10 protein-coding genes, 1 tRNA gene and 1 other RNA gene are annotated in these 9,670 nt (G+C 47.8%); 2 read left to right on the top strand and 10 right to left on the bottom strand.

Annotated features, from left to right (window positions below; translation table 11 throughout):
• Positions 1-343: 343 nt before the first annotated feature.
• Positions 344-436: transfer RNA gene (locus MJ768_RS14000), tRNA-Ser, on the bottom strand.
• 183 nt (positions 437-619) lie between these two features.
• Positions 620-958 carry a hypothetical protein gene (locus MJ768_RS13995; RefSeq protein ID WP_239292586.1) on the bottom strand — a complete coding sequence of 113 codons (339 nt, stop codon included), beginning with the start codon at positions 956-958 and terminating at the stop codon, positions 620-622.
• A 347-nt stretch (positions 959-1,305) separates the two neighbouring features.
• On the opposite strand from MJ768_RS13995, the gene MJ768_RS13990 reads away from it, so the two are divergent.
• Positions 1,306-1,500: a hypothetical protein gene (locus tag MJ768_RS13990; protein WP_239292585.1), complete on the top strand. Its 195-nt coding sequence runs from the start codon at positions 1,306-1,308 to the stop codon at positions 1,498-1,500.
• A gap of 20 nt (positions 1,501-1,520) precedes the next feature.
• Here the strand turns inward: MJ768_RS13990 and MJ768_RS13985 are convergent, their stop codons facing one another.
• The 7 genes from MJ768_RS13985 to ffs all read right to left on the bottom strand — a co-directional run bounded on the left by MJ768_RS13985 (position 1,521) and on the right by ffs (position 6,190).
• The gene (locus tag MJ768_RS13985) at positions 1,521-1,937 is read right to left on the bottom strand and encodes a protein YgfX (RefSeq protein WP_239292584.1); all 417 of its coding nucleotides are present in this window, start codon (positions 1,935-1,937) and stop codon (positions 1,521-1,523) included.
• Between the two features lie 58 nt (positions 1,938-1,995).
• Positions 1,996-2,946 (bottom strand): 23S rRNA pseudouridine(2605) synthase RluB, encoded by a 951-nt coding sequence (rluB, locus tag MJ768_RS13980; protein ID WP_239292583.1) that lies wholly within the window; start codon positions 2,944-2,946, stop codon positions 1,996-1,998.
• Positions 2,943-3,542 (bottom strand): recombination mediator RecR, encoded by a 600-nt coding sequence (gene recR, locus MJ768_RS13975; protein ID WP_239292582.1) that lies wholly within the window; start codon positions 3,540-3,542, stop codon positions 2,943-2,945. Before recR ends, rluB begins: the two co-directional genes overlap by 4 nt.
• Positions 3,543-3,567: 25 nt before the next feature.
• Positions 3,568-3,894 (bottom strand): YbaB/EbfC family nucleoid-associated protein, encoded by a 327-nt coding sequence (locus tag MJ768_RS13970; RefSeq protein WP_173052114.1) that lies wholly within the window; start codon positions 3,892-3,894, stop codon positions 3,568-3,570.
• An 18-nt stretch (positions 3,895-3,912) separates the two neighbouring features.
• Positions 3,913-5,526, bottom strand: coding sequence for a DNA polymerase III subunit gamma/tau (dnaX, locus tag MJ768_RS13965; RefSeq protein ID WP_239292580.1), 1,614 nt, complete (start codon positions 5,524-5,526; stop codon positions 3,913-3,915).
• A 13-nt stretch (positions 5,527-5,539) separates the two neighbouring features.
• Positions 5,540-6,070: an acyloxyacyl hydrolase gene (locus MJ768_RS13960; protein WP_239292578.1), complete on the bottom strand. Its 531-nt coding sequence runs from the start codon at positions 6,068-6,070 to the stop codon at positions 5,540-5,542.
• A gap of 21 nt (positions 6,071-6,091) precedes the next feature.
• An RNA gene (ffs, locus tag MJ768_RS13955) (signal recognition particle sRNA small type) lies at positions 6,092-6,190 on the bottom strand.
• A 726-nt stretch (positions 6,191-6,916) separates the two neighbouring features.
• Between ffs and MJ768_RS13950 the strand changes: the two genes are divergently transcribed.
• Positions 6,917-7,585, top strand: a complete 669-nt coding sequence (locus MJ768_RS13950) for a tetratricopeptide repeat protein (protein ID WP_239292577.1) — start codon at positions 6,917-6,919, stop codon at positions 7,583-7,585.
• 638 nt (positions 7,586-8,223) lie between these two features.
• On the opposite strand, the gene MJ768_RS15205 is transcribed toward MJ768_RS13950, so the two are convergent.
• Positions 8,224-9,039, bottom strand: a complete 816-nt coding sequence (locus MJ768_RS15205) for a tetratricopeptide repeat protein (protein WP_305855936.1) — start codon at positions 9,037-9,039, stop codon at positions 8,224-8,226.
• Positions 9,040-9,670 lie beyond the last annotated feature (631 nt).

The raw sequence follows: 9,670 nt of genomic DNA, 5'->3' as shown, positions 1-9,670 counted from the left end.
TCTTTCCTTCAATCAATTACAATCGACTCGGCGGTCAACGTTGGGTTGCTACTGAGAATTTGCTTATTTTAATAATTAAATATTTCTGTATTGTACAGCACTGGTCAATGTATGAGATAACCTGAATTTTCCGGCGACAGTACACCTCATAATGAACCCGCAGATGGAGGTGCCATGGGGGTTTATAAAATCATGATTTACTTCTTCAAGTATGTTCCCGACTTTAACTGGCTGTCAACGAACCAACTTGGACGTTAAAAAACAAAAAAGCCCCGCAACCATTACATTTGCAGGGCTTTTTTGTAGTCTATTGGACTTCTTTGTAAGCTAAAAAACATATTATTGGCGGAGAGAGAGGGATTCGAACCCTCGGTAAGGCTATAAACCCTACGCTCCCTTAGCAGGGGAGTACCTTCGACCACTCGGCCATCTCTCCTAAAGGCCGCGCAGATTACCCCAATCCATACAAAAGGTCAAATTGTCAGTACTATCCTGTTTCCTTTCGAATTACAATCGGAAGCGGAAGATAACGGATGCCAAAACTGAAACTGCCTGAAGGCGATAAGTCGCCAACGGCCTGTTTAACGTACGTTCTCTATCGGCTATACGGCCCCGCGATCTAACGTGACCCGCCGAACTGACTCGAATCCAGGTTTGCTTCCATGTCCAGTTCTTTGACGGTGCGCCAGTCCAGGTTCAATTCGCAGGCAATTTCCAACACCGTGCTGCTGCGACATCGTCTGCCCACATACCAGGCAAAGCGTTTGGTACAGAGCGGGTTGTTGGCCAGAAAGTCGAGCCGTTCCCGTTTCACTTTGTCGTAGTGCCGGCACAGCACCCGTCGAATTTCGATCTCCAGATAGATGCGCGTTTCGCCACTGAAGAAGTCGCGAACTCGCCGCAGCCTCTTGTCGTACCATGCGGAATAAGTTTGTTTGGCCACAAACGTTGCAGACATTTTTTTAAGCGACTAACGAGCGTGATGATCTGTGCTTTGAAATCGCCAAAGATGCCGTATATCTTTTCCAGAGGACAAAAAAAGGAGAATTGGTATGCGTCGAGAATTCGTTTTGGTTTGCGTGAAACTGCCATTGAAAATCTTCCCATTTGCCGGAATAGGTGCAAGGTGCATTTTACCTGATGCTACAAGGCTGGCAGAGATTTTCATGTTAAATTTACCCACTCGATTACGCGAAAACCCGTAAATGTTAAGCAGTTTCAATCTGAACACTTTCTACGCCACAGAAGCTCTGGGGTTTTGCCACGCTGGCCTACTACCTGATAAGTACGTTCCGGCAGGCGGTCATGCGCGCCAAGATGCAGTCTACACCAACGACGCTACACCAACAGGTGTTGGCAGTGTATGCATTCTGGCAGCGCGATCCGAATCAAAACAAATTGCTGATTGCCGTCTCTCGACGACGAAGAGCTTGGTTCGATGGATTATCAGCTAACGCTGGGCATCAGCCCGTGCTGCCCGTTCAGGTGAAAATCGGCTAATAAATAATTTGAGTTAAACACTAACTCTCCCACTTGAGCCACACTCGAAGCTGACGGAAAGATTCAGCATCCAGGCTGTCCGGCAGGATAATGATGCTACGCGCTAAGTACGCCCCTTGCGGCAACACATTCAGTACAGTGATAAAGGGAGTAACCAGACTATCGGCCAATACCCGCGCAGTCACTTGATCCCCATTGCGTGCAACCAACAGGACCATGTCTCCATCCAGCAGCAGCGTTTTGTTAGAGGATAGCGCTAATAACCAGGCATCTTGCCACACGTGATATAGCAGGCTGATTAACACAAGCAAAGCCAGTAGTGTCCTCGCCCATAATGACAAAGACAATGGAGCCAGAACCGCGAGCGCAGCGCCATGCGAAGCAACTAATGCGATTGTAAAATAAATGGAAGGTTGAAGATTAAATTGCCGTTGCATGGTTACTTTCTGGCAACTTGAAATATCCGCAATGAGTAATCAGAGCTTGGCGTCTATTTCAGGGGCGAACTTTATTTTTAAACTGCGTTGCGCTGCGGCGTGCATCAGTCTTGCCGTGTGGAGCGGCACTCATGCCCGTGCCTGGTTTTCTGTTTTTAAGCCCTGCATCCATAATTTCATTATCAAATTTTCCAGCCTTGCTTCCAGTCCTTTCAGCGGCTTTCTCCGTGATAGGTTTCGATTCCATGCCCACCCAGTCAAGAATTTGACTTACCTCACCCGCGCCAAGTTCTGCCAGCGCGCCTCGCTTCAAGCGGGGCGGCAGATTAATAATGCCGAAGCGCACACGTATTAAACGGCTAATGGGCAAACCTAACGCATCGAAGGTACGACGCACAATGCGATTGCGCCCTTCCTTCAACATCAGGCGATACCAGTGGTTGTAGCCCTCCCCTCCTTCGTCGGTAAGCTTCTCGAACTTAACCGGACCATCCTCCAAGGTGATTCCTTCCTTCACCATCTGCTCCATCTGCTCATCGGTCATGCTGCCTTGCACGCGCACAGCGTATTCGCGTTCCACTTCAAAGCGCGGGTGCATTAGACGGTTAGCCAGATCACCAGAGGTAGTAAAAATCAGCAGTCCACTGGTATTAAAATCGAGCCGTCCAATGGCAATCCATTTCATGCCCCGCAATTTAGGTAATTTGTCGAACACATTTGCACGCTTTTCAGGGTCATCGCGACTAACAATCTCACCTTCCTGCTTGTGATACAGCAATACACGCGGCAAACTACTACTGTTTGTTTTAATGTGAACAATGCGCTTATCGGCACGTACCACATCATCCTCGGTCACACGCATACCCAGCGTCGCTACTTCTCCGTTCACCGTTATGCGCCCAGCGGAAATCCATTCTTCCATAGTACGACGGGAACCCAAGCCGACTTGCGCCAATACCTTCTGCAAGCGCTCGCCTTGTTGTTCTTGTTGCTTTACCTGTTCACTCATCCCGTAACCTCTCGCCTTTCCAGCACAGCTTGTGCCAGCGTACCGCTATCCACATGTTCCAGTTCGCCACCCACTGGCAGCCCGCGCGCGATGCGCGACACTTTAATGCCCTGCGCACATAGCAAGATAGTAATATAGTGTGCAGTGGCATCACCTTCGACGGTGAAATTAGTGGCGAGTATCACTTCACATGTATTTTCCTGTGCCCGCTTAACCAGCCGTTCAAGGTGCAATTCACGCGGGCCGATGCCATCCAGTGGAGAAAGCCGTCCCATCAGCACAAAATACATACCGCGATAGCACTGCGCCTGTTCCATCATGAGCAAGTCTGCCGGCATCTCCACCACACACAGCAGGCTAGCATCGCGCTTGGACGAGCGGCATAAGGCGCAAATTTCTTCTTCGGAAAAATTATTACACTTGGCACAATGATGGATGCTTTCCACAGCATGGCCAAGCGCTCGCGCCAGCCGTAATGCGCCTGGTTTGTCGCGTTGCAACAAGTGGTATGCCATACGCTGCGCAGATTTCGGTCCAACACCGGGCAGACAGCGCAAGGCGGCTATCATTTCTTCCAGACTGGAAAGCGTGTTCATCCAGGTACCAAAAATATTAGGACATTCAGAATGGCAAACTCATGCCGGGTGGTAAATTCATGCCCGCTGTGAAACCACCCATTTTTTGTTGGGTCACTGCAGCAACCTGTTTCATCGCATCATTCATTGCCGCCACGATCAAATCTTCCAGCATTTCCTTATCGTCTGATAACAGGCTGTTATCCAGCATCACGCGGCGCACATCGTGCGCACAGGTCATAACTACTTTCACCATGCCGGAACCGGCTTGACCTTCCACTTCGACTGTAGCCAGTTCGTCCTGCGCCTTTTTCATGTTCTGTTGCATCTGCTGGGCTTGTTTCATCATCCCGGCCAATCCGCCCTTCATCATGTACATATCCTCCTTAACTTATTGTATTGACTTAATGGTTTCTTCAAGTATCTGCGCGCCTAGTTGTGTCTGTGCCTCTCGCACAAATGAGTCTTGCGTAATAGCCTCAACCGCCTGTTGCTGACGTGTCTGTTTCACTTGCTGTTCGGCTGCGGCTGGGGTGGCCACGTTATTCACACCTAACATAACCACCAATCGCACTGGCTGGACGAAATAGTCGGCAAGGGCGGCCTGCAATTTTTCCTGGGCCATTTTATTGGTCAATAAATGTTTGTGCCGTGGCGCTAAATTTAACGTTAACCGCCCATCAACATAATTTTCCAGCGTGCAATGTTTTGCCAATTCGCGCGCCATACCTTGTACATTCAGTTGCGCCAATAATGTGCTCCAATCTAGAGCCACAGGAGTAGTTTCAACCGGATTGACTGGTGGTGAAATAGTCTGAACAGGTTGCGGTTGCTTCGGCTCGGGCACGGGTATCTCGGTAACGTGAGCCATCGGCGGCGCTGTCACTTCGGCTGTGCGTTCCAACGCCACCTTGGCGCCAGCTGGCCTAAATGCCAACATGCGCAACAACGTCATAGTGAAACCAGCATATTCATCAGGCGCGAGGTCAATTTCATTACGCCCGTGTATGGCAATCTGATAATACAACTGAATTTCCTCCGCGCTAAAACTCTGCGCCAGTTCCAGTAAGCGCGTTCGCTCCGGCTCATCTTCTGCGATGGCTTGCGGCACCGTCTGTGCCAGAGCAACCCGGTGCAACAGAGTCGCCAAGTCTTGCAAGGCAACATCAAATGCCAAGCTGCGGCTTTGCATATCGTCAGCAATACGCAGCAAACCGACTCCGTCTCGCGCCAGCAACGTTTGCAACACGTCATACAGATAACTCTGGTCAATCGCACCTAACATATTACGGACCGTCGCCTCATCGATTCTGGAATCGGAATAGGCAATGGCTTGATCGAGCAGGCTTAGCGCATCGCGCATACTGCCCTGCGCCGCACGCGCCAGCAATGCCAGCGCAGCGATTTCAAACGTGATGTCTTCCTGCCCCAGCACATACTCCAAGTGCGAGACGATTAGCGCGGGCGGCAACTGTTTCAGATTGAACTGCAAACAGCGCGACAGCACAGTGACGGGGATTTTTTGCGGGTCAGTGGTGGCAAGAATAAATTTGACGTGCGCGGGCGGCTCTTCCAATGTTTTTAACATCGAGTTAAAAGCTGCCTTGGAAAGCATATGTACTTCGTCAATCAGATAAACTTTGTAACGTCCCAATGTTGGCAGATATTGCGCGTTATCCAGTACTTCGCGCATATTATCAATGCCTGTATTAGACGCCGCATCCAATTCAATGAGATCAACAAAACGTCCACTGTCGATTTCCGTGCAAGCGCTACAAATTCCACACGGTGTGGCCGTAATGCCACTGACACAATTCAAGGATTTTGCAAAAATTCGAGCGATGGTGGTTTTGCCCACGCCGCGCGTGCCAGTGAACAAATAGGCGTGATGTAAACGGTTTTGTGTCAGCGCATTACTCAATGCCTGCACGACATGCTTCTGCCCCGCTAATTGTGCGAAGATCTTAGGCCGCCATTTGCGCGCTAGAACGGAAGTTACTGACAAAATTTACGTTGTCTCAAAAATGATAGGCAAGGCGAATTTGGCTAAAATTAATGCCTGGATTTGGGTGCTTAATTGAACCATTAGATAGATGCTGAAAACGATAGCCCAGATCGAACTGCTTCCGATCCCCGAAACGCAGGCCTGTGCCAAGATGATCGCCGAATTGAAAAGCAGTACTAAATCTACGGTCGGCATTGATATGAATATCCGAAATCAGATGAACTCCAACGCCTGCTTCCAGATATGGCGCCAAGCCGGAAAGATTTTTTTGTTGCAAGCGAAATACCGGAGTAAAACCGATATCAGTAATGTTGTGATTATTACCCGCATTGTTTTGGCCGTTCCAACGTCCAGCTGAAGCTTCCCAATAGCCGGTCACCAACCAGTTGCCATCAGTAAACCACTTCTTTTTCCAATCCCATTGGGCGCCGATACGCGCCATATTGGTTTTATCGCCACTGCCAATCTCAGCGGAAATGCCATCTATGGCCCACACATTCCCATTCAACAATATCGCACCGATCAGTACACAGATCTTTTTCATCGCCACTCCAACTTCGAATAAGGAGGCGAGCCTTGCCCCCGGCACTTGCAGTAAATGGTTATGGCTGCTTCCTTCCGGACCTGACCAGGTTCACCACCTTGCAATGCGGGGAGGCCCGCCAATTCTTTTAAGCTACCCAACAGCTTGCTGTGTACTACCAAGACGGCGTTACTAAGCCAATAAAAATCCACATATATTTTTATACAATGCGCATTCCGGTTTTATCCTTATGCATCTTGTCCTGGCGATACTTATTTTTACAGCTATTGAACTACTTATATTTTATTATCATACTATCAAATGAATCGGCTGGCAAAATCCAGCCTCTTCTAATATGAAGCGAGTCTGAAAGGGTTATCGAATTTCCATCGAGAGAGAATGGAACGAACGCCCACTTCCCCTAACGGTATCTAGTGTAGTGCGTCAATTTTAAGTATTCATATTCAATGTGGTACGAACGCGGGTCAACTTGCGAGGATGTTGCTGGCCTTTGCTTTCCAGATAAACGGCTTCTGTCTGGCGTTATGCGCTGAGAAATATTCGTTGATGGCGGCCTCCAGTTTTTGAGCTGATGACAGGACTTATACGAGCACTTTGTGTTTTATAATGACAATAATGCGTTAGCCGTTAAATAATTGGACATCGGACAATTTGATGCGACGGCCAGCGAAGGTACGGCAAGAACAATAGACAAATTTAGCAAGAGTGGGGGCAGCGTCATGCAGCTGCGTGTGGGTGGATAATACAGTTTCAAAACTGGCTAAGTATTTGTTTTGAAAAATTGATCCGCTGTTGTATAGGGAAATAAATTATGCAGCTGTTAATAGTGGTAGGCGTAGTATGGTAATGCTAACACATCCAGATTTAGCTGAAGACTTTGAGGAAGGAATGAAGTTTGTCGCTAACAAGGATTACACCAGAGCGGCAGAATTATTTAAGAAAATCGCAGAGCAAGGACACGCGGAGGCGCAATTCTATCTAGGACTAATGTGCGAAGGGGGCCAAGGCGTCACAAAAGATGACCAGCAGGCTGTGTCTTGGTGGACCAAGGCCGCAGAACAAGGGCACGTACTAGCACAAAATAATCTAGGACTTATGTATGAACAAGGCCGAGGTGTTACACAGGACTACCAGAAGGCTGCATCTTGGTTCCATCTGGCCGCAGAGCAAGGAGATGCGGAAGCACAATATACTTTAGGATTTATGTACGCAAATGGCGAAGGCGTTTTACGAGATTACCAGCAAGCTATGTTTTGGTTGAGCAAAGCCGCAGAACAGGGAGATGTGGCGGCACAATTCAAGGTGGCTAAATTGAATTTAGGATCCATATATATTCCAGACAACAATGTTAAACAGGATTTTATTGAAGCATATAAATGGTTCAGCATTGCTGGCGTAGAGGGTGACACGAATGCAAAAGATGGGCTTGAGATCGCGGAAGCGTTCTTGGCGCCATCCGCAATTGAAGAAGCGCAGAGACGAGCAGATGAGTGGGTAGCAAACCATAAAAAATGAAATTCTAAATGATTCGATCATCCATCAACAATAATATGTAGTAGCTCAGACCTGATCTGACAGTTACCGAATTTGTAGGGTGTCTGTCAGATTAAATTTGGTTTAGTTTTTTCCATTCCAAACCGGTTTCTCACTGAGTAACATTTCCAACGGCGCTCTGCCATTACCCTCTCTCTATCGCAAGATCAGCATACTGCTGTGGTCGACCGCGGACTCTAGTTTTGGCTGGCCGCCACTCGGCCATTGACTCTTCTGTAAACCAGATCGTGATCAGGTATCACATCACTGTACGCGTTGCTATGCCACTTCAAATTCGTGACTTTATAGCGAGATTTTTCGATCTTATGACGACAGCTCTCGTTATGTTTATAGGGGATGGTGTGTGCAATTGGTAGCAATAGTGGTCCCAAGATGATGCCATGTGACCGACTTAAATGATGTGAAACTGATATGACCTCAGGCAAAGCCGGCGGCTCTTACTTATTGGGTACGTCAATCTTTTAGTCGAGATTACAGATTAACTCTATGAGGAATAGGTCAAACCTTTGCGAGTCCCCCGGCAAAGCGGGGGGTTTATCTCCTTGAATTACAAGGTGGCGGTCAAAATTTCAAGACACGACACCCATCATATTCAACTATTACTTAGAGTGCTCTGCCAGCCACTTTCGTGCCAATGCCTGCGCCTGTTCTATTTGCACAGTCGCCAACTTGTACTCAATATTTTTTCTACTTCTCTCAGCCGCTTCGTACCCTTCTCCCGCTGCCAAGTTATACCACATGTGCGCTTGAATCCAGTCCTGTGGTACGCCTTGGCCACTTTCATACATCAACCCAAGGCTGTGCTGCGCCTTTGCATTTCCTTGGTTAGCTGACTTTAAATACCACGATGCGGCTTCCTTGAAATCCTGTGGGACGCCTTGACCATTTTCATACAGCAAACCAAGGTTGTACTGCGCCATTGCGCTACCCTGAGCTGCCGCTTTGCGATACCACCACGCAGCTTCTCTGTAGTTCAGTGGCACACCTTTGCCATTGTGATACATCTGCCCGAGATTAAACTGTGCCCCTGCGTGCCCCTGTCCGGCCGCTTTGTGGTACAGAGATTCTGCTTCATAATAATTTTGTGTTACACCCTTACCATACTGATGTAAAGCTCCTAGAGAGTTTTGTGCATCCGCAAGCCCCTGTTTAGCTGCATATCTATACCAGACCGCAGCTTCATTGAAGTCTTGAGGAACACCTTGACCTTTGTGATACATTAAACCCAGATTGTATTGGGCAGCTGCATCGCCACTGACTGCAAGCCGACGAAATTCTTTTAATGCAGCGGGGTAATTACCTTTCTCGTAAGCCTCAGTTGCATCTTGTAAATCAGCTTGCGCACCTGCACTCATTGCAAAAAAAATCATTGCCAAAAACAGCCTGAATAAATTTACCTTAATTGTGTTGTGCATTTTCATTCCTCGTAATTTAAGTCTATTAACCCGTCATGATTCGGTTTTAGCCTGCACCTTCGCTGTTGCCTTCGATCTGCCAATACATTTTACTTGTATTATTAATACCACTGAGCTTGAGTGGTTGAATATGATCTCTATCAGTGATTTCGCATCCTACCACCATCATCAGCAGCACTCAAACTCCATTCATGCCGTTGCTATTTACAACACTCATCATTTTCATCGTTTGCATTAAATTATTTCTAGTCAATCTGTAATTGAACTAAGGAACGGCTACTAACAAATACCGCATGCTCCCAATCATATGGACATTTTTATCGAGGCGCGGAATGAAAAAATCGGTTGTTGTGAGGCACGCAATCGCACTGCCTGCTCCCGAAATTTCTATGTGTAAATTCCTTTGGGTATTCGTTCTATCTTCGTCCTCTGTATCCAGCGTTTACCGAAACGCTGGATACTCCATTCTCCATTTTTTCAAGCTTAGCTCACGTCTCAATGTCATCAACCAAATATAGCAGTTGGCCGCCCGTGTCGAGGTCGCCAGTAAGCTGCGCCTGATTAATGAAGAAATCCTGGTTCATCTGACATTTGCGTGGGTAAAAGTTAATCTATCGTCTCGAACTTGGTT

Source organism: Candidatus Nitrotoga sp. 1052 (assembly GCF_927312905.1).
GTDB lineage: Bacteria > Pseudomonadota > Gammaproteobacteria > Burkholderiales > Gallionellaceae > Nitrotoga.
This window is presented reverse-complemented; position numbering and strand designations above follow the sequence as displayed.

Bases quoted from the DNA above. Each gene is read 5' to 3' on its own strand.
- MJ768_RS13995 (WP_239292586.1), bottom strand. From the start codon at position 958: ATGTCTGCAACGTTTGTGGCCAAACAAACTTATTCCGCATGGTACGAC.
- MJ768_RS13990 (WP_239292585.1), top strand. From the start codon at position 1,306: ATGCGCGCCAAGATGCAGTCTACACCAACGACGCTACACCAACAGGTG.
- MJ768_RS13985 (WP_239292584.1), bottom strand. From the start codon at position 1,937: ATGCAACGGCAATTTAATCTTCAACCTTCCATTTATTTTACAATCGCA.
- rluB (WP_239292583.1), bottom strand. From the start codon at position 2,946: ATGAGTGAACAGGTAAAGCAACAAGAACAACAAGGCGAGCGCTTGCAG.
- recR (WP_239292582.1), bottom strand. From the start codon at position 3,542: ATGAACACGCTTTCCAGTCTGGAAGAAATGATAGCCGCCTTGCGCTGT.
- MJ768_RS13970 (WP_173052114.1), bottom strand. From the start codon at position 3,894: ATGATGAAGGGCGGATTGGCCGGGATGATGAAACAAGCCCAGCAGATG.
- MJ768_RS13960 (WP_239292578.1), bottom strand. From the start codon at position 6,070: ATGAAAAAGATCTGTGTACTGATCGGTGCGATATTGTTGAATGGGAAT.
- MJ768_RS13950 (WP_239292577.1), top strand. From the start codon at position 6,917: ATGCTAACACATCCAGATTTAGCTGAAGACTTTGAGGAAGGAATGAAG.
- MJ768_RS15205 (WP_305855936.1), bottom strand. From the start codon at position 9,039: ATGCACAACACAATTAAGGTAAATTTATTCAGGCTGTTTTTGGCAATG.